Genomic DNA, 21,601 nt, shown 5'->3' on the forward strand with positions numbered 1-21,601 from the left:
CCGAGCCGGGGCCTCGCTCCGGCCCTGCCACCCTTGAGGAGACAACTCCAATGAGCCTGAACATCTTCTGGTTCCTTCCCACCCACGGTGACGGCAAGTACCTGGGCACCACCGAAGGCGCCCGCGCCGTCGACCATGGCTACCTGGCGCAAATCGCCCAGGCCGCCGACCGCTTGGGCTTTGGCGGCGTGCTGATCCCCACCGGGCGCTCCTGCGAGGACTCCTGGCTGGTCGCCGCCTCGCTGATCCCGGTGACCGAACGCCTGAAGTTCCTGGTGGCGCTGCGCCCGGGGATCATCTCGCCGACCGTCGCCGCGCGCCAGGCGGCCACCCTGGACCGCCTGTCCAATGGCCGCGCGCTGTTCAACCTGGTCACCGGAGGCGATCCGGACGAACTGGCCGGCGATGGCCTGCACCTGAACCACCAGGAGCGCTACGAAGCCTCGGTGGAGTTCACCCGCATCTGGCGCAAGGTGCTCGAAGGCGAAGTGGTCGACTACGACGGCAAGCACATCCAGGTGAAGGGCGCCAAGCTGCTCTACCCGCCGATCCAGCAGCCGCGCCCGCCGCTGTACTTCGGCGGCTCGTCCGACGCCGCCCAGGACCTGGCCGCCGAGCAGGTCGAGCTGTACCTGACCTGGGGCGAGCCACCGGCCGCCGTGGCCGAGAAGATCGCCCAGGTGCGCGAAAAAGCCGCTGCCCAGGGCCGCGAGGTGCGCTTCGGCATTCGCCTGCATGTGATCGTGCGGGAAACCAACGAACAAGCCTGGGCCGCCGCCGACACACTGATTTCGCACCTGGACGACGACACCATCGCCCGGGCCCAGGCCTCGCTGGCGCGCTTCGACTCGGTCGGCCAGCAGCGCATGGCCGCGCTGCATGGCGGCAAGCGCGACAAGCTGGAGGTCGCGCCGAACCTGTGGGCCGGTGTCGGCCTGGTGCGTGGCGGGGCCGGCACTGCGCTGGTCGGCGATGGGCCGACGGTCGCGGCACGGGTCAAGGAGTACGCGGCGCTGGGCATCGATACCTTCATCTTCTCCGGCTACCCGCACCTGGAAGAGTCGTACCGCGTCGCCGAGCTGCTGTTCCCGCACCTGGACGTGCAGCGCCCGGAGCCGGTGACGAGCGGTGGCTACGTGAGCCCATTCGGGGAGATGGTGGCCAACGACATCCTGCCCAAGTCCGTGTCGCAGAGCTGAGGGCCTGGCCATGAGTCATGCACCTTCAAGCACCTGGAGCCAGCGCCTGGCCCCCTGGGCCTTGCCGTTGCTGTTGCTGGCTGTCTGGCAACTGGCGGTCAGCGCCGGCTGGCTGTCGACCCGCATCCTGCCGGCGCCAAGCGCGGTGGTCAGTGCCGGGGTCGAGCTGGTGCGCAGCGGCGAGCTCTGGAGCCACCTGGCCATCAGCGGCTGGCGCGCCGGCCTGGGCTTCGTCATCGGTGGCGTCATCGGCCTGGTACTGGGCTTCATCACCGGCCTGTCGAATTGGGGCGAGCGCCTGCTCGACAGTTCGGTGCAGATGATTCGCAACGTGCCGCACCTGGCGCTGATCCCGCTGGTGATCCTGTGGTTCGGTATCGACGAGTCGGCGAAGATCTTCCTGGTAGCGCTGGGCACGCTGTTCCCCATCTACCTCAACACCTACCACGGTATTCGCAACGTCGACCCGGCCCTGGTGGAGATGGCGCGCAGCTATGGGCTGTCGGGCTTTGCCCTGTTCCGCCAGGTGATCCTGCCTGGTGCGTTGCCGTCGATCCTGGTCGGTGTGCGCTTCGCCCTGGGCTTCATGTGGCTGACCCTGATCGTCGCCGAGACCATTTCGGCCAACGCCGGCATCGGCTACCTGGCGATGAACGCCCGGGAGTTCCTGCAGACCGACGTGGTGGTGCTGGCGATCGTGCTGTACGCGCTGCTTGGCAAGCTCGCCGACCTGGCGGCCCGTGGCCTGGAGCGTGTGTGGCTGCGCTGGCACCCGGCGTACCAGGTCGCCAGGAAGGAGGGCGCATGATGAGCGTGCTCACGCAACGACCGCCGCGCCTGCTGCCCGGCATCCCGCTCGCCGCCAACGGCCTGCGCCGCGCCTTCGGCCAGCGCGAGGTGCTGCGCGGTATCGACCTGCACATACCGGCCGGCCAGTTCGTCGCCATCGTCGGGCGCAGCGGGTGCGGCAAGAGCACCTTGCTGCGCCTGCTGGCCGGGCTCGACCAGCCTGGCGCCGGCGAGCTGCTGGCCGGCGCGGCGCCGCTGGCCGAGGCCCGCGACGATACCCGGCTGATGTTCCAGGACGCGCGCCTGCTGCCGTGGAAAAAAGTCATCGACAACGTTGGCCTGGGCCTGGCCGGCCACTGGCGCCGTCGTGCCCTGGAAGCCCTGGAGGCGGTCGGCCTGGCCGAGCGCGCCAACGACTGGCCGGCGGCGTTGTCCGGTGGCCAGAAACAGCGGGTGGCCTTGGCCCGGGCGCTGATCCACCAGCCGCGCCTGCTGCTGCTGGACGAGCCTCTGGGCGCGCTGGATGCCCTGACCCGTATCGAAATGCAGCAATTGATCGAGCGCCTGTGGCGCCAGCACGGCTTCACCGTGCTGCTGGTCACCCACGACGTCAGCGAAGCCGTCGCCGTGGCCGACCGGGTGATCCTGATCGAAGACGGCGCCGTCGGCCTGGACCTGGTCGTCGACCTGCCACGGCCACGGGTGCGGGGTTCGCACCGCCTGGCGGCGCTGGAAAGCGAAGTGCTCAACCGTGTTCTGTCCGTGCCGGGCACCCCGCCCGAGCCGGAGCCTGTCGCCCCGTTGCCCACGCAGTTGCGTTGGGCTCATTGAATCCTCGAAGCCGCAAAAAGGAATGACGCCATGACCATCAAAGCCATCAACGTTCGCAACCAGTTCAAAGGCACCGTGAAGGAAATCCTCGAAGGGCCGGTACTCTCGGAAATCGACGTGCAGACCGCCTCTGGCATCGTCACTTCGGTGATTACCACCCGTTCCGTGAAGGAGCTCGAGTTGCAGGTGGGCAGCGAGGTGATTGCCTTCGTCAAATCGACCGAGGTGTCCATCGCCAAGCTCTGAAGCCTTGCACGGTCCCTGTAGGAGCGGCCTCGTGTCGCGAAAGGGGCGCGGAGCGGCCCCAGGTTTTGAGCCACCATCAAAATTGCCGGGGCTGCTGCGCAGCCCTTTCGCGACGCAAGGCCGCTCCTACAGAATTTTTGCAGGGCTCGGGATCAGCGCTTGGCCAGATAAGGCGGCAGATACAACCCCAGATACGCCTCGAACACCCGCATCCCCTCTTCAGCCATGCGCGGCGTGATCGCCTCATGCAGTTGCATCGAGCGGGCATAGACCCGGTCGCTCAGCTCCATCGCCAAGGCGAACACATCCACATCCCGAGGCATCGCCGGCAGCTGGAAATACCGGTCGAACAGCCTGTGCATGAGCTCGCCCAGCTCCAGGTCATGCTGACGATCAGCCTGCACCACTTCGCTCAGGCCATGCTGGGCCAGAATCAGCTGGCGCGCTGCGGCATCTTCGTTGTAGATGTCGAGCATGCGTTGCTCGATCAGCCGCGACAGTTGCGGCCAAGTACTGAATGCGGTGGTGTCGATGGGCGCGCTCAGCGCCTCGCGAAACGCCCGGTGCACATCGGCGGTCAGCGCCTCGAGCAGGGCCGGCACGCTGGCGAAAAAGTGATACACCGACGACGGTGGAATCTGCGCCCGTTCGGCCACGCTGTAGATCGACAACCCCGCCACCCCTTGCCCGGCCAGCAGTTCGCGCGCCGCCGCCAGGATCGCCTCGATCCTGGCCTGGCTGCTGGCGCGCGGCTTGCGCGGGGCGACGACGCGGTTCATCAGTTGCTGATCGCCAGGATACTGGCCTGGTAGGCGCCGACGAACAGGTCGAAGTCGCCGACTTCTTCCTGTTCCAGCGCGGACTGCTTGGCCAGCGACTCGCGCGCCAGGGTTTCGAAGGCCTGTTGCTGCTCGCGGCTCAGCGGTTGCGCGCGGAAGGTCTCGGCGTGCAGGCGGCTTTGGCGCAGGGCGAACTCGACGAAGCTCTCGTCGTGCTCGGTCATGCGCGCCAACACCTGGGCCGATGGGGTCAGCTCGGGATCATCGACCTTGGCCTGCTGTGCTTGCAGGGCCTTGGCGTGTTCCTCGCCACCCTGGGCGCGGTCGAGCAGGGCCGCCAGTTGGCCGATGCGGCCGATCAGCTCGCTGGCCCAGGCCTTGAGCGCGACCGGCTGGCCGTCGCGGCGCAGTTCCAGGCCAGGGCGCCGGCCTTGCTTGACCACGCTGAGGAAGTTGTCGGTGCACTGGCCGCACTCGCCGTTGTCCAGCTGCGGGCTGTCTTCCAGGGCGCAGAACAGCAGGAAGGCATCGAGGAAACGCGCCTCGGGCAGGTCGATGCCCACTGGCAGGAACGGGTTGATGTCCAGGCAACGCACTTCCACGTACTGCACGCCGCGGGAGGTCAAGGCCTGGATCGGTCGCTCGCCGGTGTAGGTGACCCGCTTGGGGCGGATGTTCGAGTAGTACTCGTTTTCGATCTGCAGGATGTTGGTGTTCAGCTGTACCCACTCGCCATCCTTGTGCGTGCCGACCTCGACGTAGGGCGGGTAGGGCGTGCCCACCGCCTTGCGCAGGCTGTCGGTGTAGCTGGCGAGGTTGTTGTAGCAGGGCGTGAGGCCGGCCTGGGCGTTGCTCTGGTAGCCCAGGTCGCTCATGCGCAGGCTGGTGGCGTAGGGCAGGTACAGGGTTTGCGCGTCGAGCTCCTCGAGCTGGTGCGCACGGCCCCGCAGGAAGCCTTTGTCCAGGGTCGGCGAGGCGCCGAACAGGTACATCAGCAGCCAGCTGTAGCGGCGGAAGTTGCGGATCAGCGCGATATAGGCCGAGGACTGGTAGTCGCGGTCGCTCTGCTCGCCGCCTTCGGCCGCGCGCAACAGCGGCCATAGCGTCTCGGGCAGGGAGAAGTTGTAATGGATGCCGGCGATGCACTGCATGGTGCGCCCGTAGCGCAGGGCCAGGCCCTTGCGGTACACGTGCTTGAGCTTGCCGATGTTCGAGCTGCCGTATTCGGCGATCGGGATGTCTTCTTCGGCAGGCAGCGCGCAGGGCATCGACGGGCTCCACAGCAGTTCGTCACCCAGCTGGGTGTAGACGAAGCGGTGGACCTCTTCGAGGCTCTCGAGCACCTTGGCCGGGTCGGCCAGGGCTGGCGTGATGAACTCCAGCAGCGACTCGGAATAATCGGTGGTGATCTGCTCGTTGGTCAGCGCCGAACCCAGGGCCTCGGGGTGCGGGGTCTGGGCCAGGCGACCTTGGTCGGTCACGCGCAGGCATTCGCGCTCAATGCCGTGCAGGCACTGCTTGAGCAGGTCGAGATTGTCGCCGAGCAGGCTCAGGCGGCGGTTGAGGAGGTCGCTCAAGATGGATTCCTTCACGCGTCAGTCGCCCCAATATGGGGGTAGGGATGACGGTCTACAAGGGTAGTTGGGCAAGGAACTGGCGTTGTCGCCTGGTTTACGCGGTTCCGGCTAGGCTCAGCGTCGGTTCTGCACCCTTTCGCCGGCAAGGCCGGCTCCTACCGGGACGGTGTAGGAGCCGGCCTTGCCGGCGAAAGGGTGCATATGTTGCCGAAAATACCGCAGATGGGGCTAGATCAGCTAGAGAACCGCGAAGGTTCCCTGGGCCTTGGCCACCAGCTTGTCGTCCTGAAGCACGTCGGCGTCGACCACCAGCGTGCGCCGGCCGGCATGCAGCACGCGCGCGGTGCAGCGCACCTCGCCCTCGCTGACCGCGCGCAGGTAGTTGATCTTGCACTCGATGGTCACGCTCTGCTGGTCGAAGCCGTGGCTGGCCGAGCAGGCCAGGCCCATGGTGATGTCGACCAGGCTGAAGATCGCCCCGCCGTGCAGCTTCTGGCCACGGTTGCGCAGGTGCGGCGCGAGCGCCAGGGCCACCTCTGCAACGCCCGTGTCCAGGCGTTGCAGGCGGCAACCCAGCAATTGGCTGAAGGCGCTTTCGACGTACTCTTTCGGTACGTCCATCACTTCTTCTTCAACTGCTTGGCGTTGGCGAACAGCGCGGCCATGGCGTTGTTGGCCGGTGCCGCGGCAGTGGTCTCGCGCTGGCGCGGCGCCTGCTGCTGGCGGTTGCCGCCCTGGCCACGGTTACCGCCGCGGTTGCCCTCGACCTTCTCGCCCGGGGTGTCGCCCATGCGCATGGACAGGCCGACGCGCTTGCGCGGGATGTCCACTTCCATGACCTTGACCTTGACCACGTCGCCGGCCTTGACCGCTTCGCGCGGGTCCTTGACGAACTTCTCCGACAGCGCCGAGATGTGCACCAGGCCATCCTGGTGCACGCCGATGTCGACGAAGGCGCCGAAGTTGGTGACGTTGGTCACCACGCCTTCGAGGATCATGCCCGGCTCCAGGTCCTTGAGGTCCTCGACGCCGTCCTGGAAGGTGGCGGTCTTGAACTCGGGGCGCGGGTCGCGGCCGGGCTTGTCCAGCTCCTGGAGGATGTCGGTGACGGTCGGCAGGCCGAAGGTCTCGTCGGTGAACTGCTTGGGGTCCAGGCGCTTGAGGAAGCCGCTGTCGCCGATCAGCGAGCGGATGTCGCGCTCGGTGCCGGCGGCGATGCGCTGCACCAGCGGGTAGGCCTCAGGGTGCACCGCGGAGGCGTCCAGCGGGTTGTCGCCGTTCATTACCCGCAGGAAGCCGGCGGCCTGCTCGAAGGTCTTCTCGCCCAGGCGGCTGACTTTTTTCAGCGCCGCGCGGGTGGCGAACGGGCCGTTGGCGTCGCGGTGGGCGACGATGTTCTGCGCCAGGGTGGCGTTGAGGCCCGAGATGCGGGTCAGCAGCGCCACCGAGGCGGTGTTGACGTCGACGCCCACGGCGTTCACGCAGTCCTCGACCACGGCGTCCAGGCCACGGGCCAGCTTCACCTGCGACACGTCGTGCTGGTACTGGCCGACGCCGATGGATTTCGGGTCGATCTTCACCAGTTCGGCCAGCGGGTCCTGCAGGCGGCGGGCGATGGACACGGCGCCGCGGATCGACACGTCCAGGTCCGGGAACTCGCGGGCGGCCAGCTCCGAGGCCGAATACACCGAGGCGCCGGCCTCGGAGACCATGATCTTGGTGATCTTCAGGGCCGGGTACTTCTTGACCAGCTCGGCCACCAGCTTGTCGCTCTCGCGGCTGGCGGTGCCGTTGCCGATGGCGACCAGCTCCACCGAGTGCTTGGCGCACAGGGCGGCCATGACCGAAATGGTGCGGTCCCAGTCGTTCTTTGGCGCGTGCGGGTAGACCGTGGTGTAGTCCAGCAGCTTGCCGGTGGCATCGACCACGGCGATCTTGCAGCCGGTGCGCAGGCCTGGGTCGAAGCCCAGGGTGGCGCGTGGGCCGGCCGGAGCGGCCAGCAGCAGGTCGTGCAGGTTGTGGGCGAAGACGTTGATCGCCTCGCCTTCGGCGTTGTCGCGCAGCTCGCCGAACAGGTCGGTTTCCAGGTGGGTGTAGAGCTTGACCTTCCAGGTCCAGCGCACCACCTCGCCCAGCCACTTGTCGGCCGGGCGGTTGCGGTTTTCGACGCCGACATGGCTGGCGATCATCAGCTCGCATGGGTGCAGGGTGCCCGGCAGTTCCTCGCCGACCTTCAGCGAGGCGCTCAGCACCCCTTCGTTGCGGCCACGGAAGATCGCCAGGGCACGGTGCGACGGTGCGCTGCGCAGCAGCTCGTCATGGGCGAAGTAGTCGCGGAACTTGGCGCCTTCCTCTTCCTTGCCGGCGACCACGCGGGCGCTCAGCACCGCTTCGTGCTTGAGGAAGCTGCGCAGCTTGTCGAGCAGCGCGGCGTCTTCGGCGAAGCGCTCCATGAGGATGTACTTGGCGCCCTCAAGCGCGGCCTTGACGTCGGCCACGCCCTTTTCGGCGTCGACGAAGCGCGCGGCTTCGCTTTCCGGGGTCAGCTGCGGGTCGTTGAACAGGCCGTCGGCCAGCTCGCCGAGGCCGGCTTCCAGGGCGATCTGGCCCTTGGTGCGGCGCTTCTGCTTGTACGGCAGGTAGAGGTCTTCGAGGCGGGTCTTGGTGTCGGCCAGCTTGATCTCGCGGGCCAGCTCCGGGGTCAGCTTGCCCTGCTCCTCGATGCTGGCCAGGATGCTGGCGCGGCGCTCGTCGAGTTCACGCAGGTAGCGCAGGCGCTCTTCCAGGTGGCGCAGTTGAGTGTCGTCCAGGCTGCCGGTCACTTCCTTGCGGTAGCGGGCGATGAAGGGCACGGTCGATCCTTCGTCCAACAGGCCCACGGCCGCTTCGACCTGCTGTGGGCGCACGCCCAGTTCCTCGGCGATACGGCTGTTGATGCTGTCCATGAAAACCACCTGACAAATAGTGAATGCAAGGCCGCAGGCGGGCGTTCGGCCCCGGCGGCGCTGGGTGAAAGCCGCGCATTATACCCATCGTGCCGGGCTTGCGGTGATGGCCTGGCGCCAGCCGTCGACAGGGCGGCAGTGGCGCGCCGGGAAAAATCTGCTAACAATGCACACGGCACGCGCGGCAATGGCTACGCCATAATGCGCGGCGATATCAGAGGAGTAATTCATGACCAGCACCGCAAACGCCACAGATGGCGACAAGATTCTCATCGTCGACGACGACCCGGGCCTGAGCAGCCTGCTGGACCGTTTCTTCACCAGCAAGGGCTTCCGTGTCCGCACCGTGCCCAATGTCGAACAGATGGATCGCCTGCTGGCCCGTGAGGTGTTCAACCTGGTCGTGCTCGACCTGATGTTGCCGGGCGAGGACGGCCTGTCGGCGTGCAAGCGCCTGCGCGCCTCGAACAACCAGATCCCGATCATCATGCTCACCGCCAAGGGCGACGAGCTTAGCCGCATCAAGGGCCTGGAGCTGGGCGCCGACGACTACCTGGCCAAGCCGTTCAACCCCGACGAGCTGGTGGCCCGGGTCAAGGCCGTGCTGCGCCGCCAGGCCCCGGCCGTGCCGGGCGCGCCGGGCAGCGAGGACGAGACCGTCACCTTCGGCGACTACGAACTGTCGCTGGCCACCCGCGAACTCAAGCGCGGTAGCGAAGTGCACATGCTGACCACCGGCGAGTTCGCCGTGCTCAAGGCGCTGGTCATGCATGCCCGTGAACCGCTGACCCGCGACAAGCTGATGAACCTGGCCCGTGGCCGCGAGTGGGACGCCCTGGAGCGCTCCATCGACGTGCAGATCTCGCGCCTGCGCCGGATGATCGAGCCTGATCCGTCCAAACCCCGCTATATCCAGACCGTCTGGGGCGTGGGCTACGTCTTCGTGCCGGACGGAAACGCCGGCAAATGATTCTGTCGGTGCGTCCGGGTGCAGCAGGGCGGCTCAAGCGAGCCGCCCTGTTTTCGTCTGTGGCGGCCGGCCTTTCAGCACAGTAGTTGATCGATGAAAACGCCTCTCTGGTTCCCGCAAAGCTTCTTCGCCCGCACCCTCTGGCTGGTGCTGATCGTCGTGCTGTTCTCCAAGGCACTGACGCTGGTGTACCTGCTGATGAACGAGGACGTGCTGGTCGACCGCCAGTACAGCCACGGTGTGGCCCTGACGCTGCGGGCGTACTGGGCGGCGGATGAAGAAAACCGCGAGCAGATCGCCGAGGCCGCCGGGCTGATCCGGGTGACTGGGGCCGGCGTGCCCGAGGGCGAACAGCACTGGCCGTACAGCGAGATCTACCAGCGCCAGATGCAGGCCGAGCTGGGCGATGACACCGAGGTGCGGCTGCGTATCCATGCGCCGCCGGCGCTGTGGGTGAACGCGCCGAGCCTGGGCCCGGGCTGGCTCAAGGTGCCGCTGTACCCACACCCGCTGCGCGGGCAGAAGATCTGGAACGTGCTGGGCTGGTTCCTGGCCATTGGCTTGTTGTCCACCGCCTCGGCGTGGATTTTCGTGCGCCAGCTCAACCAGCCGCTCAAGCGCCTGGTGTTCGCCGCCCGCCAGCTGGGCCAGGGGCGCAGTGTGCGCCTGCCGATTAGCGACACGCCCAGCGAGATGACCGAGGTGTACCGGGCATTCAACCAGATGGCCGAGGATGTCGAGCAAGCCGGGCGAGAGCGCGAGCTGATGCTGGCCGGGGTGTCCCACGACCTGCGCACACCGCTCACCCGCCTGCGCCTGTCGCTGTCGCTGATGGGCAACGACAGCGACCTCAGCGATGACATGGTGCGTGATATCGAGGACATGGACGCGATCCTCGACCAGTTCCTGGCGTTCATCCGCGATGGCCGTGACGAACCGGTGGAGGAGGTCGACCTCAACGACCTGATCTACGAAGTGGTGGCGCCGTACAACCAGCACAAGGAGCAGGTGCGCCTGTGCCTGGAGCCGATTCCGCCGTTCCCGCTGCGCCGGGTGTCGCTCAAGCGCATGCTGGGCAACCTGATCGGCAACGCATTGCATCATGCCGGCAAGGGCGTCGAGGTGGCGGCCTATGTGTCGGGTGACCAGAGCGCGCCCTACGTGGTGCTCAGCGTGCTCGATCGTGGCGCGGGCATCGACGAGTCGGAGTTGGAGACCATCTTCAACCCGTTCATCCGAGGCGACCGGGCGCGGGGCGGCAAGGGCACCGGGTTGGGGCTGGCGATCGTCAAGCGGATCGCCGCGCAGCATGGCGGCAATGTGGAGTTGCGCAACCGCTCCGGTGGCGGGATCGAGGCGCGGGTGAGATTGCCGCTGGGGCTGTTGCTGCCGCGTAACGCCGTTTAAAGACAAGCCCAGCCCTTTGTAGCAGCCAGCTTTGCTGGCGAAGAGGCCCGCACCGGCAGCATTGGACAGTTGCCTTGCGCTGCCGCTGCTGGCCCCTTCGCCGGCAAGCCGGCTCCTACAGGGTGTAGCGTATGCCTATCCTTTGCCTTTGGTCCGCGTCTGGTTCGGCCCGCTGTTCTTCTCCAGGTGCTCGATGATCATCCCGGCCACGTCCTTGCCGGTGGTGACCTCGATGCCTTCCAGCCCGGGCGATGAGTTCACCTCCATCACCAGCGGCCCGTGGTTCGAGCGCAGGATGTCCACGCCGGCCACGCTCAGGCCCATCACCTTGGCGGCGCGAATCGCGGTCATGCGCTCTTCGGGGGTGATCTTGATCAGGCTGGCCACCCCGCCCCGGTGCAGGTTGGAGCGGAACTCGCCGGGCTTGGCCTGGCGTTTCATCGAGGCGATCACCTTGTCGCCGACCACGAAGCAGCGGATATCGGCGCCGCCAGCCTCCTTGATGTACTCCTGGACCATGATGTTCTGCTTCAGGCCCATGAACGCCTCGATCACCGACTCGGCGGCCTTGGTGGTTTCGCACAGCACCACGCCGATGCCCTGGGTGCCTTCGAGCACCTTGATCACCAGTGGCGCGCCGTTGACCATCTGGATCAGGTCGGGGATGTCGTCCGGCGAGTGGGCGAAGCCGGTGATCGGCAGGCCGATGCCGCGCCGCGACAGCAGTTGCAGCGAGCGCAGCTTGTCACGCGAGCGGGCGATGGCCACCGACTCGTTGAGCGGGTAGACGCCCATCATCTCGAACTGGCGCAGCACCGCGCAGCCATAGAAGGTGACCGAGGCGCCGATGCGCGGGATCACTGCGTCGAAACCTTCCAGCGGCTTGCCGCGGTAGTGGATCTGCGGTTTGTGGCTGGCGATGTTCATGTAGGCCCGGAGCGTGTCGATCACCACCACTTCATGGCCCCGCTGGGTACCGGCCTCGACCAGGCGGCGGGTGGAATACAGACGCGGATTGCGCGAGAGCACAGCGATCTTCATGCAGCACCTGTGACAGGGGAAAGGGTGGCCGGGAAGGCCGGTTTGTCCTGAACGTACTTGAGGCCGGGGTTGACCACCAGTTGGCCGTGGATCAATGCCTTGGATCCGAGCAACAGCCGGTAGCGCATGTTCTTGCGGCAGGCCAGGGTGAACTCCACCTCCCACACCCGGTCGCCGAGCGCCAGGCTGGTGCGGATGACGTAGCGCGCCTGGGCCTGGCCGTTGGAGCTCTTGATGCGTTTCATGGTCACCAGCGGCGCCTCGCAGCGACGGTGACGCAATTGCACCACCGAGCCCAGGTGGGCGGTGAAGCGTACCCACTGCTGGCCATCGCGCTCGAACGGCTCGACGTCGGTGGCGTGCAGGCTGGAGGTGCTGGCGCCGGTGTCGATCTTGGCGCGCAGGCCGGCAACGCCGAGGTCGGGCAGGGCGACCCACTCGCGCAGGCCGATCACAGTCAGGTGGTCAAATGTCTTCACGAGGCGTGCCCTGTGGATAAGGGGATGAACTGTAATGACGGCACGGATTTTTTGCATCCGTCAGTCACGGTAGTACAGTTCCGTGAAAGACAGAATTCGAGGAAAAACCATGGCACAAAAGCCTGAAGACGAAGACAAGGTCCGCCTGGACAAGTGGCTGTGGGCGGCGCGTTTCTACAAGACCCGCGCGCTGGCCAAGGCGGCCATCGAAAGCGGCAAGGTGCATTGTCGCGGCGAGCGCTGCAAGCCGGGCAAGGAACCGCGGGTGGGTGACGAGTTCGTTGTGCGCACCGGTTTTGACGAGCGCACGGTGCGGGTCAAGGCGCTGTCGCTGGTGCGTCGTGGCGCGCCGCAGGCGCAGGCGTTGTACGAGGAGACGGCCGAGAGCGTGAAGCGGCGCGAGCAGGCAGCCGAAATGCGCAAGGCAGGGGCGATGGGCGTGACCACCGATGGGCGGCCGAACAAAAAGCAGCGGCGGCAGATTCACCAACTGCATGGCAGTTTCGAGTAATCGCCGGGCAAGCCCGCGCCCACGCAGGCACACCGTGGGCGCGGGCTTGCCCGGCGATCGGTCGATCAGGCGTGGCGCATGACGCTCATGCGCCCGATCAGCGGCAACTTGCCGAACAACCGGAACAGCGGCGCCGTCCAGCGCACCAGCGCCGCACTGCTCTTGGCCGCCAGGGGGGTGTGGCAGCTCCAGCCCAATGCCAGCACCGCCATCAGCAGGCCGCCGATGTAGTCGTCCTGGCCCCAGTGGGCGCCGGCCACCAGGCGCGGCAGCATGAACAGCAGGGCCAGCGCCCAGATCACCAGGTGCTGCATCAGGCGGCGGCTGAACAGGCTCATGAACAACGCCCAGATCAGCAGCACCGAGGCGTGGTCACCCGGGAAACTCTGGCTGGAGCGGTCCTTGAGCTCCCATTTCTTTTCCATGTTCGGGTAGAAATCGCTCAGGTGCACGGCATTGTCGAACGTCATCGATGGGCTATTGTGTTGCCAACCCATTGCGCTGACCCACTTGGAAAACAGCGCGCGAATCACCACTAACAGGAGCAGGGTCACCAGGAAGCCGAAAAATGCCTGGCGCACCTGCACGGCCTTGAAGACCCAGTCGCCGCGAATCAGCAGCGACAGCATGATCAGCCCGACCAGGATGTCGAATGGACGCAGGCTGCCGACGGCCCAGATGGAACGCCAGACGATATTGTCGGCCAAGGGCGCGTTGAGGCTATGGAACAGCCATTCGTCGAATGTCAGGCACAGGATCTGGCCAACGGGCCATAACCAGAAACACAGTAGAGCGATGGGCAGCAGCGTGCAGGCTGCCAAGGGTCCCCAGGACCACCTCGCTTGGAACAGTGGTCGATTGTCCATAAGATACCTCGATCTCCTAACGTGAAATGAGCGCCTCGTGAGCGCTCTGCGACGGACTTTTTAGTCTCCGGACATTATTTTGTCATCATTTTCAGATAGCCAGACAACCATGAGCGACTTGCCAGATACCGATTTCACCCAACGTTTCATCTTCGACGAGCGCGATGTGCGCGGCGAGATGGTCGCGCTGGAACGCAGCTACGCCGAGGTGCTGGCCAAGCACGCCTATCCGCAGCCGGTCCAGCAACTGCTCGGCGAGCTGATGGCCGCCGCCGCGCTGCTGGTCGGCACCTTGAAGTTCGATGGCCTGCTGATCCTCCAGGCGCAGTCCCAGGGCCCGGTCCCGCTGCTGGCCATCGAGTACACCAGCGAGCACGACATTCGTGGCCTGGCGCGCTATGAAGCGGAGCAGATCGAGGCGCACGCCAGCCTTGCCGACCTGATGCCGGGCGGCCACCTGGTGCTGACCATCATTCCGGTCAACGGCCAGCGCTACCAGGGCACTGTCGAGCTGGACGGCAAGGACCTGTCGGAGTGCTTCACCAACTACTTCGTCATGTCGCAGCAGATCAACACCTGCATTTCCCTGACTGCCGATGGCCAGCGCGCCCGTGGCCTGCTGGTACAGCAACTGCCGGCCGACCGCCAGAAGGACAGCGAAGAGCGCGAGGAAAGCTGGGCCCACGTGAAGGCCCTGGCCAACACCGTCAAGGCCGAGGAACTGCTTGGCCTGGACAACGAAACCGTGCTGCACCGCCTCTACCACGAAGACGCCGTGCGCCTGTTCGACATCCAGCCGCTACGCTTCAAGTGCAGCTGCTCGCGCGAGCGTTCGGGCAACGCCCTGGTCAGCCTCGGCGAGGCCGATGCCACGGCGTTGGTGGCCGAATGTGGCGGCACCGTCGAGATCGATTGCCAGTTCTGCAACGAGCGTTATCTGTTCGATGCCACCGATGTCGCGCAATTGTTTGCCGGCGGTGGCACCGAGGCGCCCTCAGAAACTCAGCACTGAAACGGTTCACTACAGGACTATCTCCTGTCGAATTGCGCAAAAGCGCAGTTCTGACAGGAGGGGCCTACTTTTTTTGGGCTTTTCTGGCATAATCCGGCCACTTTTTTCGCTGTAGTAGTTTTTTAAAGACAACTACAAAACGTTTGGAGCACTCGGCCTCGGGCCGGATGGGGTATCTCATGACGCAAGCCAACAACACCGTGTACACCGACCTGAGCGTCGATGAGCTGGTAAAAGAAGCGCTGTCCCGCGGTGAAGGCGTGCTGGCCGATACCGGCGCGCTGGTGGTGGAAACCGGTCACCGCACCGGTCGTTCGCCGGCTGACCGTTTCATCGTCGAAGAACCTTCCACCCAGGACCAGATTGGCTGGGGCCCGATCAACCGCAAGTTCCCGGCCGACAAGTTCGATGCCCTGTGGAACCGCGTCGAGGCGTTCAACAACGCCCAGGATCACTTCGTATCCTACGTTCACGTAGGTGCTGCGGCCGAGCACTACCTGCCGGTCAAGATGACCACCCAGACTGCCTGGCAGAACCTGTTCGGGCGTTGCCTGTTCATCAACCCGGCCCAGTACAACCTGGCTGGCCGCGGTGAGTGGCAGGTGCTCAACGTCGCCAACTTCGTGTGCGAACCCGAGCGCGACGGCACCAACTCCGATGGCTGCGTGATCATCAACTTCGCCCAGAAGAAGGTGCTGATCGCTGGCATGCGTTATGCCGGTGAAATGAAGAAAGCCATGTTCTCGGTGCAGAACTTCCTGCTGCCGGCCGCCGACGTGCTGCCGATGCACTGCGCCGCCAACATTGGCGAAGCAGGCGATGTGACCCTGTTCTTCGGCCTGTCCGGCACCGGCAAGACCACCCTGTCGGCCGACGAAAGCCGTTACCTGATCGGTGACGACGAGCACGGCTGGGGCGAGGGCGTGGTCTTCAACATCGAAGGCGGTTGCTACGCCAAATGCATCGACCTGTCCGAGAAGAACGAGCCGGTCATCTGGAAAGCCATCAAGCATGGCGCAGTGCTGGAAAACGTCGTCATCGACGATGCCAAGCACGCCGACTACGCCGATGTCAGCCTGACCCAGAACAGCCGCGCAGCCTACCCGCTGACCCACGTGGCCAAGGTCTCCGAGAAGAACCTGGGCGGCGAGCCGAACGCGGTCATCTTCCTGACCTGCGACCTGACCGGCGTACTGCCGCCAGTGTCGATCCTGAACAACGAGCAGGCGGCCTATCACTTCCTGTCCGGCTACACCGCACTGGTCGGTTCCACCGAAATGGGTTCGGGCAGCGGCATCAAGTCGACCTTCTCCACCTGCTTCGGCGCACCGTTCTTCCCGCGCCCGGCCGGCGTTTACGCCGAGCTGCTGATCAAGCGCATCAAGGCGTTCGGCTCCAAGGTCTACCTGGTCAACACCGGCTGGACCGGCGGTGGCTACGGCGTTGGCAAGCGCTTCAGCATCCCGACCACCCGTGGCGTGATCGCGGCTATCCAGAGCGGCGCGCTGGTCGGTGCCGAGACCGAGCACCTGGACATCATCAACCTGGACGTGCCGAAGGCCGTTCCGGGCGTCGAGACCGAGCTGCTCAACCCACGCAACACCTGGGCTGACAAAGCGGCCTACGACGAAGCGGCCAAGGGCCTGGCCGGCCTGTTCATCGAGAACTTCAAGAAGTTCGACGTATCCGCTGCGATCAAGGCTGCCGGTCCGCAACTGTAAGGTTGCAACACGGTTGCATGAAGAACCCGGGCCTGGTCCCGGGTTTTTTATTGCCGGGTGAATGCCTCTGGGGCATTTTTTTCATGCACTCAGGGCATGGTCAGGCCCCGATTTGGCTGCAGCCCTTTGATGGCGGGGGCTGGCACAAGCAGCCAAATCAAATAGATGTAAAAGTTCTAGAGTTAACATAAAAAATTACTTAATTGCATAAGCCTCTGGCGTCGATGATTCAGCCACACACCTGAATCGAGACCCAGGAGTTTGAGCAATGGGTAATGTCCAGACGGCCGTCAGGGCCTACGACCAGCCATGGCACCCGGCAGCGGGTGACCTGGTCGAGCTCGGGCGCACGCTACGCCTGCCGCTTGGCCAGCAGCGCCTGCAGCGCGCGCCGGTCAGTGGCCTGAAGCGCCGCGACCAACTGGCGCTGGGCCTGCTGGTGCTGGCGCTGCATGGCGCCGCGGCCTACTGGGTCAGCCAGGCGCCGACCCCAGCGCTGCCGATCGTGCCGCCGCAGATCCCCCCCATGACCATCGAGTTCGCCGCGCCGGCACCGCCGGTCGTTGCCCCACCGCCCCCGGCACCTGTGGTCGAGCCGCCGCCGCCACCGCCGGTGGTCGATGAACTGGCGGCCAAACCTAAGCCCAAGCCAAAACCGCTACCCAAGCCGGTGGCCAAGCCCAAGCCCAAGCCAGAACCTAAGCCCGAGCCAAAACCAGCCCCTGCCCCTGCTGCGCCACCTGTGGCTGCAGCGCCGCCTGCTGCGCCGGCCCCGGTGACGCCGCCGTCGGCCAACGCCGCCTACCTGAAGAACCCGGCGCCGGAGTACCCGCAGATGGCCCTGCGCCGTGGGTGGGAGGGCACCGTGCTGCTGCGCGTCGAAGTGCTGCCCAGCGGCAAGCCGGGGCAGATCCAGCTCCAGCAGAGCAGTGGTCGCCCGGCCCTGGACGAGGCCGCGCTGGCCGCGGTCAAGCGTTGGAGCTTCGTGCCGGCCAAGCAGGGCGAGGTGGCGCAGGCGGGCTGGGTCAGCGTACCTATCGATTTCAAGCTTCGTTAATTCGCGATCGCACAAAGGAAGGACTACATCATGAGCCTGTTGGCATCCCCTCTCGAGTCTGTTGAAAGCGCGGTCATCTGGCTGCTGGTGGGTTTCTCCGTCGCCACTTGGGCGCTGGCCCTGGTCAAGGTCGTGCAGTTCGTGCGCCTCAAGCGCCAGGACAAGCGTTTCCACCAGCAGTTCTGGGCCGCATCCAGCCTCGATGCGGCCGCGCAGATCAGCCAGGATCAGCCCGGGCCGGCGGCGCGGGTCGCCCAGGCCGGCTACGCCGCCATTGCCGTGGGCGAACCGGGTCAGCCCGGGGACCTGAGCCAGGCGATCAATCACCAGGACCGTCTCGAGCGTGCCCTGCGCCAGCAGATCGTGCGCGAGCGGCGCTCGCTGGAGACCGGCCTGGCAGTGGTCGCCAGTATCGGCAGTACCTCGCCGTTCATCGGCCTGTTCGGCACGGTGTGGGGCATCATGGAGGCGCTCAAGGGCATCAGCGCGGCGGGCTCTGCGAGCCTGGAAACCGTGGCCGGGCCGATCGGCGCGGCGTTGGTCGCCACCGGTGTGGGGATCGCCGTCGCGGTGCCGGCGGTGCTGGTCTACAACTACTTCCTGCGCCGCCTCAAGCTGACTGCCGCCGACCTCGACGACTTCGCCCACGACTTCTACGGCCTGGCGCAGAAGAGTGCCTTCCGCGTGCTGCTGCACCCGGCGGTGCACAAGGCCCAGGCCGGTTTCACCCAGCCGGTGAAGGAGGCCTCCTGACATGGCCTTCTCGACCCAGGACAGCGACGAAGTGTTGAGTGAAATCAACGTCACGCCCTTGGTGGACGTCATGCTGGTGTTGCTGGTGGTGTTCATCGTCACCGCGCCGCTGCTGACCAACGCCATTCCCATCAACCTGCCCAAGACCGAGGCCGTGGCCCCGGTCGAGCAGAAGGATCCGTTGGTGGTGAGCATCGATGGCAGCGGCAAGCTGTTCATCAACAAGGACGAAATCCAGCCGGACCTGCTGGAGACCCATCTCAAGGCAGCCAAGGACAAGGACGCCGAACTGCGGGTGCAGTTGCAGGCCGATGATGGCGTGAACTACGGCGAGGTCGCGCGGGCGATGGCGGCCATCGAGCGGGCCGGGATCAGCAAGCTGGCGGTGATTACCGCGCGCTGACCGGCGCAACCCTCTTCAGGCAAGTGCTTAGGGGCCATTTTCCTTGGCAGGGGATGGCCCTTTTTTTATCAATGATCAGGTATCCCCTCTCTCCTACAGGGGGGAGGCGCAGGGCTTAACACTGTGCAAGACAGTTGCTTTCAAATAATTTTGGTTATAAATAAATATCTTCTTATTCCTTTACGAATATAACCCCCTCCCTATACTTGCAGCCAAGCACGCAAACTTCCGGAGGCGTCCCCATGCGCAATGAGTCGATTCGTTACCTGATTGTGCCGGGCTGGCAAGGATCGCCAGACAACCATTGGCAGAGTCACTGGCAACGCAGCCTGCCCAACAGCGCCCGGGTCGAACAGCGCGACTGGCTCACCCCGCAGCGCGCGGACTGGGTGCAGGCGCTGGAGCAGGCCATCGACGCCGAACGCTCGCCGGTGATCCTGATTGCCCACAGCCTGGGTTGCGTGACGGTCGCCCACTGGGCCGCGCAGGCCAGCCCACAGCTGTTGCGGCGGGTGCGCGGAGCCTTGCTGGTGGCGCCGGCGGATGTCGAGCGAGCGACCTGCGCGCCGGCCTTGCGCAATTTCGCGCCCATTGCCCTGCAAGCCTTGCCGTTCCCCAGCCAGCTGGTCAGTTCTGACAACGACCCCGCGGTGAGCGTGCCGCGCGCGTTGCACCTGGCGCGGGCCTGGGGCGCCGAGGCCGGGTTGCTGGCCAATGCCGGGCATATCAACGTCAAGTCGGGCCATGAGCGTTGGGAGCAAGGCTTTGCCTACCTCTATCGCCTGCAGGCCCGTATCGACCAGCGCGCCTTGCGCCGCGCCTGAGGCGGCGGTTTTTCCTCGAACGCACTGAAGCCTCGGCACGCCATGGCCGGGGCGGGAGCATTGCATGACTTTGCACAGCCCTTTCGGCCAGCCGTTGCTGACCTTCCCCGAACAGGACAAGAGCCCGCTGAGCATCCGGGCCAAGGCCCTGGTGTTCGTCGATCCGCGCTCGCAGGCGTTGCGCCAGGCCCTTGAGCGCTTGGCGCCGCAATCGCTGCCGGTGCTGATTCGCGGCGAAACCGGCACCGGCAAGGAGCTGCTGGCGCGGCAGATCCATCGCGCCAGCGACCGCGGCGGCCTGTTCGTCTCGGTCAACTGCGCGGCGATCAGCCCAACCTATGCCGATGCCGAATTGTTCGGCTACAGCGCCGGCAGCCAGGGCGGCACCGCCAGCAGCCGGGCCGGCTGGTTCGGCTCGGCCAACGGCGGCACGCTGTACCTGGATGAAATCGCCGACCTGCCATTGGCCATCCAGGCCAAGCTGCTGGCTGCGCTGGAAAACCGCGAGGTAACCCGGGTGGGTGCCGCGCACCCGCAGCCGGTGGACGTGCGCCTGGTGGCCGCCTCCAGCATCGACCTGGGCAGGGCGGTGCAAGCCGGGCGCTTCAACGAGCGGCTCTACCACTACCTGCACGAAGGCGAACTGGCCCTGCCGGCGTTGCGCCAACGTATCGGCGACATCCTGCCTCTTGCCGAGTACTTCGTCGGGATCTACAGCCTGCGCCTGGACCGCCCCGTGGCGCTGATCAGCGAGGCCGCGCAACAAGCGCTGGAGGCCCATGCCTGGCCGGGCAATACCCGCGAACTGGAGAACGTCATCCACTTTGCCCTGCTGGTCAGTGACGGCGAGGACATCCGCCCCGAGCACCTCGACCTGCCGAACCTCGAGCCCTTGGCCAACCTGGCCCGCCAACTGCAGCAACTGGGCAGCAGCGGCGAGCCGCAGACCCTCGTTGAACTGCGCCTGCTGCTGAACGAAGCCCTGGCGCGACTGGATGAAGGCGCGTCCTAGACGACCGTCTTGCAGTGCTCTTGAGATCGAGCGCCGCGCGGGCGGCGCTCGATCTAACAGGCACATCAACTCTCCAATTTGGAATAAACAGCTAATCAAAAGATATTGTTACGGAATAAAAAATCCCGGTATCGTCGGCTGCATGCCCACCCGAACGGATGGGCACCCGACTCGCCATCTGCGATGGCCCAGCTCCAGAACAAGGATCACCATGAAAAAGACCCTGCTGACCACCGCCCTGGCCGCCGCCCTGTCGTTCACTGGCCTGGCCAACGCCGCCGAGAAACTGGTGGTCGCCGCCACGCCCGTGCCGCACGCTGAAATTCTCGAACTGATCAAGCCGACCCTGGCCAAGGAAGGCGTGGACCTGCAGATCAAGGTCTTCACCGACTATGTCCAGCCCAACGTGCAGGTCGACCAGAAGCGCCTGGACGCCAACTACTTCCAGACCCTGCCGTACCTGAAGAACTTCAACGAAGGCAAGGGCACCCACCTGGAGACCGTGGTCGGCGTGCATGTCGAACCCTTCGGTGGCTACTCGAAGAAGGTCAAGAGCCTGAGCGAACTGAAGGACGGCGCCACCGTCGCCATCCCCAACGAAGGCAGCAACAGCGGCCGCGCCTTGCTGCTGCTGCAAAAGGCTGGGCTGATCACCCTGAAGGACCCGAAGAACGCCTTGGCCACGCCCAAGGACATTGCCGAGAACCCGAAGAAGCTCAAGTTCAAGGAGCTTGAATCGGCCATGCTGCCGCGCGTGCTGGACCAGGTCGACCTGGACATGATCAACACCAACTACGCCCTGGAAGCCGGCCTGAACCCGGCCAAGGACGCCCTGGTGATCGAAGGCAGCGACTCGCCGTACGTGAACTTCCTGGTAGCCCGTCCGGACAACAAGGACAGCGCCGCCATCCAGAAGCTGGCCAAGGCCCTGACCAGCCCGGAAGTGAAGGCGTTCATCGAGAAGAAATACCAAGGCGCGGTACTGCCGGCGTTCTGATACGCGGCCTCGACCAGCCCGGGCATGAAAACGCCGACGCCATTGCGTCGGCGTTTTCGTTTGTGCCGTTGGCGCTGTTCGCTACGCGTTGGCCAGCGCCCGGCGCAGGGCCAGGAGCCACAGCAGCTGTTCGTTGGAGGTCGGCGAGCAAGGGCTGTTCATCGTTATCGTCCTTGTAGGGG

At 65.5% G+C, this 21,601-nt stretch carries 22 protein-coding genes; 15 read left to right on the forward strand and 7 right to left on the reverse strand.

Annotated features, from left to right (window positions below; genetic code table 11):
• Nucleotides 1–50: 50 nt before the first annotated feature.
• Genes ssuD through KSS95_RS04095 form a run of 4 tightly spaced genes read left to right on the forward strand, consistent with a single transcriptional unit; the run spans nucleotide 51 to nucleotide 3,065 of the window.
• Nucleotides 51–1,199: an FMNH2-dependent alkanesulfonate monooxygenase gene (ssuD, locus tag KSS95_RS04080; protein ID WP_217851883.1), complete on the forward strand. Its 1,149-nt coding sequence runs from the start codon at nucleotides 51–53 to the stop codon at nucleotides 1,197–1,199.
• 10 nt (nucleotides 1,200–1,209) lie between these two features.
• Entirely contained in the window at nucleotides 1,210–2,007 is a 798-nt protein-coding gene (gene ssuC / locus KSS95_RS04085; protein WP_217851885.1) for an aliphatic sulfonate ABC transporter permease SsuC, read from the forward strand.
• Complete coding sequence (gene ssuB / locus KSS95_RS04090; protein ID WP_217853928.1) at nucleotides 2,007–2,819, forward strand: aliphatic sulfonates ABC transporter ATP-binding protein; 813 nt, start codon at nucleotides 2,007–2,009, stop codon at nucleotides 2,817–2,819. Before ssuC ends, ssuB begins: the two co-directional genes overlap by 1 nt.
• Before the next feature lie 30 nt (nucleotides 2,820–2,849).
• Nucleotides 2,850–3,065: a TOBE domain-containing protein gene (locus KSS95_RS04095; protein ID WP_008095172.1), complete on the forward strand. Its 216-nt coding sequence runs from the start codon at nucleotides 2,850–2,852 to the stop codon at nucleotides 3,063–3,065.
• A gap of 152 nt (nucleotides 3,066–3,217) precedes the next feature.
• On the opposite strand, the gene KSS95_RS04100 is transcribed toward KSS95_RS04095, so the two are convergent.
• From KSS95_RS04100 to KSS95_RS04115, 4 genes are all read right to left on the reverse strand, one after another.
• Nucleotides 3,218–3,844 (reverse strand): TetR/AcrR family transcriptional regulator, encoded by a 627-nt coding sequence (locus tag KSS95_RS04100; protein WP_217851886.1) that lies wholly within the window; start codon nucleotides 3,842–3,844, stop codon nucleotides 3,218–3,220.
• Entirely contained in the window at nucleotides 3,844–5,421 is a 1,578-nt protein-coding gene (gshA, locus tag KSS95_RS04105) for a glutamate--cysteine ligase (RefSeq protein WP_437179570.1), read from the reverse strand. The genes KSS95_RS04100 and gshA overlap by 1 nt, the downstream gene beginning before the upstream one ends.
• 237 nt (nucleotides 5,422–5,658) lie before the next feature.
• Nucleotides 5,659–6,042 carry a PaaI family thioesterase gene (locus KSS95_RS04110; RefSeq protein WP_217851890.1) on the reverse strand — a complete coding sequence of 128 codons (384 nt, stop codon included), beginning with the start codon at nucleotides 6,040–6,042 and terminating at the stop codon, nucleotides 5,659–5,661.
• Nucleotides 6,042–8,366, reverse strand: a complete 2,325-nt coding sequence (locus KSS95_RS04115) for a Tex family protein (protein WP_217851892.1) — start codon at nucleotides 8,364–8,366, stop codon at nucleotides 6,042–6,044. Before KSS95_RS04115 ends, KSS95_RS04110 begins: the two co-directional genes overlap by 1 nt.
• A gap of 229 nt (nucleotides 8,367–8,595) precedes the next feature.
• On the opposite strand from KSS95_RS04115, the gene ompR reads away from it, so the two are divergent.
• Nucleotides 8,596–9,336 (forward strand): osmolarity response regulator transcription factor OmpR, encoded by a 741-nt coding sequence (gene ompR / locus KSS95_RS04120; RefSeq protein WP_217851894.1) that lies wholly within the window; start codon nucleotides 8,596–8,598, stop codon nucleotides 9,334–9,336.
• A 93-nt stretch (nucleotides 9,337–9,429) separates the two neighbouring features.
• Nucleotides 9,430–10,743 (forward strand): ATP-binding protein, encoded by a 1,314-nt coding sequence (locus KSS95_RS04125; RefSeq protein WP_217851896.1) that lies wholly within the window; start codon nucleotides 9,430–9,432, stop codon nucleotides 10,741–10,743.
• A 135-nt stretch (nucleotides 10,744–10,878) separates the two neighbouring features.
• Here the strand turns inward: KSS95_RS04125 and rimK are convergent, their stop codons facing one another.
• The gene (gene rimK / locus KSS95_RS04130; protein WP_011531656.1) at nucleotides 10,879–11,784 is read right to left on the reverse strand and encodes a 30S ribosomal protein S6--L-glutamate ligase; all 906 of its coding nucleotides are present in this window, start codon (nucleotides 11,782–11,784) and stop codon (nucleotides 10,879–10,881) included.
• A complete protein-coding gene (gene rimB, locus KSS95_RS04135) occupies nucleotides 11,781–12,263 on the reverse strand; it encodes a retropepsin-like aspartic endopeptidase RimB (protein ID WP_134692903.1) in 483 nt (160 codons plus the stop codon). The genes rimK and rimB overlap by 4 nt, the downstream gene beginning before the upstream one ends.
• A gap of 109 nt (nucleotides 12,264–12,372) precedes the next feature.
• Between rimB and KSS95_RS04140 the strand changes: the two genes are divergently transcribed.
• Nucleotides 12,373–12,774: an RNA-binding S4 domain-containing protein gene (locus KSS95_RS04140; protein ID WP_217851898.1), complete on the forward strand. Its 402-nt coding sequence runs from the start codon at nucleotides 12,373–12,375 to the stop codon at nucleotides 12,772–12,774.
• A 65-nt stretch (nucleotides 12,775–12,839) separates the two neighbouring features.
• Here the strand turns inward: KSS95_RS04140 and KSS95_RS04145 are convergent, their stop codons facing one another.
• Nucleotides 12,840–13,640: a phosphatase PAP2 family protein gene (locus KSS95_RS04145; protein ID WP_217851900.1), complete on the reverse strand. Its 801-nt coding sequence runs from the start codon at nucleotides 13,638–13,640 to the stop codon at nucleotides 12,840–12,842.
• A 109-nt stretch (nucleotides 13,641–13,749) separates the two neighbouring features.
• On the opposite strand from KSS95_RS04145, the gene hslO reads away from it, so the two are divergent.
• From hslO to KSS95_RS04185, 8 genes are all read left to right on the forward strand, one after another.
• The gene (hslO, locus tag KSS95_RS04150; RefSeq protein WP_217851902.1) at nucleotides 13,750–14,652 is read left to right on the forward strand and encodes an Hsp33 family molecular chaperone HslO; all 903 of its coding nucleotides are present in this window, start codon (nucleotides 13,750–13,752) and stop codon (nucleotides 14,650–14,652) included.
• 179 nt (nucleotides 14,653–14,831) lie between these two features.
• Nucleotides 14,832–16,373, forward strand: a complete 1,542-nt coding sequence (locus tag KSS95_RS04155) for a phosphoenolpyruvate carboxykinase (RefSeq protein ID WP_217851904.1) — start codon at nucleotides 14,832–14,834, stop codon at nucleotides 16,371–16,373.
• Nucleotides 16,374–16,641: 268 nt separating this feature from the next.
• Nucleotides 16,642–17,430 (forward strand): energy transducer TonB, encoded by a 789-nt coding sequence (locus KSS95_RS04160; protein ID WP_217851906.1) that lies wholly within the window; start codon nucleotides 16,642–16,644, stop codon nucleotides 17,428–17,430.
• A gap of 30 nt (nucleotides 17,431–17,460) precedes the next feature.
• A complete protein-coding gene (locus tag KSS95_RS04165) occupies nucleotides 17,461–18,183 on the forward strand; it encodes a MotA/TolQ/ExbB proton channel family protein (protein ID WP_217851908.1) in 723 nt (240 codons plus the stop codon).
• Nucleotide 18,184: 1 nt separating this feature from the next.
• Nucleotides 18,185–18,586: an ExbD/TolR family protein gene (locus tag KSS95_RS04170; protein WP_217851910.1), complete on the forward strand. Its 402-nt coding sequence runs from the start codon at nucleotides 18,185–18,187 to the stop codon at nucleotides 18,584–18,586.
• Between the two features lie 242 nt (nucleotides 18,587–18,828).
• Nucleotides 18,829–19,410, forward strand: a complete 582-nt coding sequence (locus KSS95_RS04175; RefSeq protein ID WP_217851912.1) for an alpha/beta hydrolase — start codon at nucleotides 18,829–18,831, stop codon at nucleotides 19,408–19,410.
• A 64-nt stretch (nucleotides 19,411–19,474) separates the two neighbouring features.
• Entirely contained in the window at nucleotides 19,475–20,422 is a 948-nt protein-coding gene (locus KSS95_RS04180; protein WP_217851914.1) for a sigma 54-interacting transcriptional regulator, read from the forward strand.
• A 211-nt stretch (nucleotides 20,423–20,633) separates the two neighbouring features.
• A complete protein-coding gene (locus KSS95_RS04185) occupies nucleotides 20,634–21,419 on the forward strand; it encodes a MetQ/NlpA family ABC transporter substrate-binding protein (protein ID WP_134692912.1) in 786 nt (261 codons plus the stop codon).
• The last annotated feature ends 182 nt before the right edge of the window (nucleotides 21,420–21,601 follow it).

This window comes from Pseudomonas muyukensis (assembly GCF_019139535.1).
Lineage (GTDB): Bacteria > Pseudomonadota > Gammaproteobacteria > Pseudomonadales > Pseudomonadaceae > Aquipseudomonas > Aquipseudomonas muyukensis.

What these genes read in the sequence shown, in the direction of transcription:
- ssuD (WP_217851883.1), top strand. Translation starts at nt 51, where the DNA reads ATGAGCCTGAACATCTTCTGGTTCCTTCCCACCCACGGTGACGGCAAG.
- ssuC (WP_217851885.1), top strand. Translation starts at nt 1,210, where the DNA reads ATGAGTCATGCACCTTCAAGCACCTGGAGCCAGCGCCTGGCCCCCTGG.
- ssuB (WP_217853928.1), top strand. Translation starts at nt 2,007, where the DNA reads ATGAGCGTGCTCACGCAACGACCGCCGCGCCTGCTGCCCGGCATCCCG.
- KSS95_RS04095 (WP_008095172.1), top strand. Translation starts at nt 2,850, where the DNA reads ATGACCATCAAAGCCATCAACGTTCGCAACCAGTTCAAAGGCACCGTG.
- KSS95_RS04100 (WP_217851886.1), bottom strand. Translation starts at nt 3,844, where the DNA reads ATGAACCGCGTCGTCGCCCCGCGCAAGCCGCGCGCCAGCAGCCAGGCC.
- KSS95_RS04110 (WP_217851890.1), bottom strand. Translation starts at nt 6,042, where the DNA reads ATGGACGTACCGAAAGAGTACGTCGAAAGCGCCTTCAGCCAATTGCTG.
- KSS95_RS04115 (WP_217851892.1), bottom strand. Translation starts at nt 8,366, where the DNA reads ATGGACAGCATCAACAGCCGTATCGCCGAGGAACTGGGCGTGCGCCCA.
- ompR (WP_217851894.1), top strand. Translation starts at nt 8,596, where the DNA reads ATGACCAGCACCGCAAACGCCACAGATGGCGACAAGATTCTCATCGTC.
- KSS95_RS04125 (WP_217851896.1), top strand. Translation starts at nt 9,430, where the DNA reads ATGAAAACGCCTCTCTGGTTCCCGCAAAGCTTCTTCGCCCGCACCCTC.
- rimK (WP_011531656.1), bottom strand. Translation starts at nt 11,784, where the DNA reads ATGAAGATCGCTGTGCTCTCGCGCAATCCGCGTCTGTATTCCACCCGC.
- KSS95_RS04140 (WP_217851898.1), top strand. Translation starts at nt 12,373, where the DNA reads ATGGCACAAAAGCCTGAAGACGAAGACAAGGTCCGCCTGGACAAGTGG.
- KSS95_RS04145 (WP_217851900.1), bottom strand. Translation starts at nt 13,640, where the DNA reads ATGGACAATCGACCACTGTTCCAAGCGAGGTGGTCCTGGGGACCCTTG.
- hslO (WP_217851902.1), top strand. Translation starts at nt 13,750, where the DNA reads ATGAGCGACTTGCCAGATACCGATTTCACCCAACGTTTCATCTTCGAC.
- KSS95_RS04155 (WP_217851904.1), top strand. Translation starts at nt 14,832, where the DNA reads ATGACGCAAGCCAACAACACCGTGTACACCGACCTGAGCGTCGATGAG.
- KSS95_RS04160 (WP_217851906.1), top strand. Translation starts at nt 16,642, where the DNA reads ATGGGTAATGTCCAGACGGCCGTCAGGGCCTACGACCAGCCATGGCAC.
- KSS95_RS04165 (WP_217851908.1), top strand. Translation starts at nt 17,461, where the DNA reads ATGAGCCTGTTGGCATCCCCTCTCGAGTCTGTTGAAAGCGCGGTCATC.
- KSS95_RS04170 (WP_217851910.1), top strand. Translation starts at nt 18,185, where the DNA reads ATGGCCTTCTCGACCCAGGACAGCGACGAAGTGTTGAGTGAAATCAAC.
- KSS95_RS04175 (WP_217851912.1), top strand. Translation starts at nt 18,829, where the DNA reads ATGCGCAATGAGTCGATTCGTTACCTGATTGTGCCGGGCTGGCAAGGA.
- KSS95_RS04180 (WP_217851914.1), top strand. Translation starts at nt 19,475, where the DNA reads ATGACTTTGCACAGCCCTTTCGGCCAGCCGTTGCTGACCTTCCCCGAA.
- KSS95_RS04185 (WP_134692912.1), top strand. Translation starts at nt 20,634, where the DNA reads ATGAAAAAGACCCTGCTGACCACCGCCCTGGCCGCCGCCCTGTCGTTC.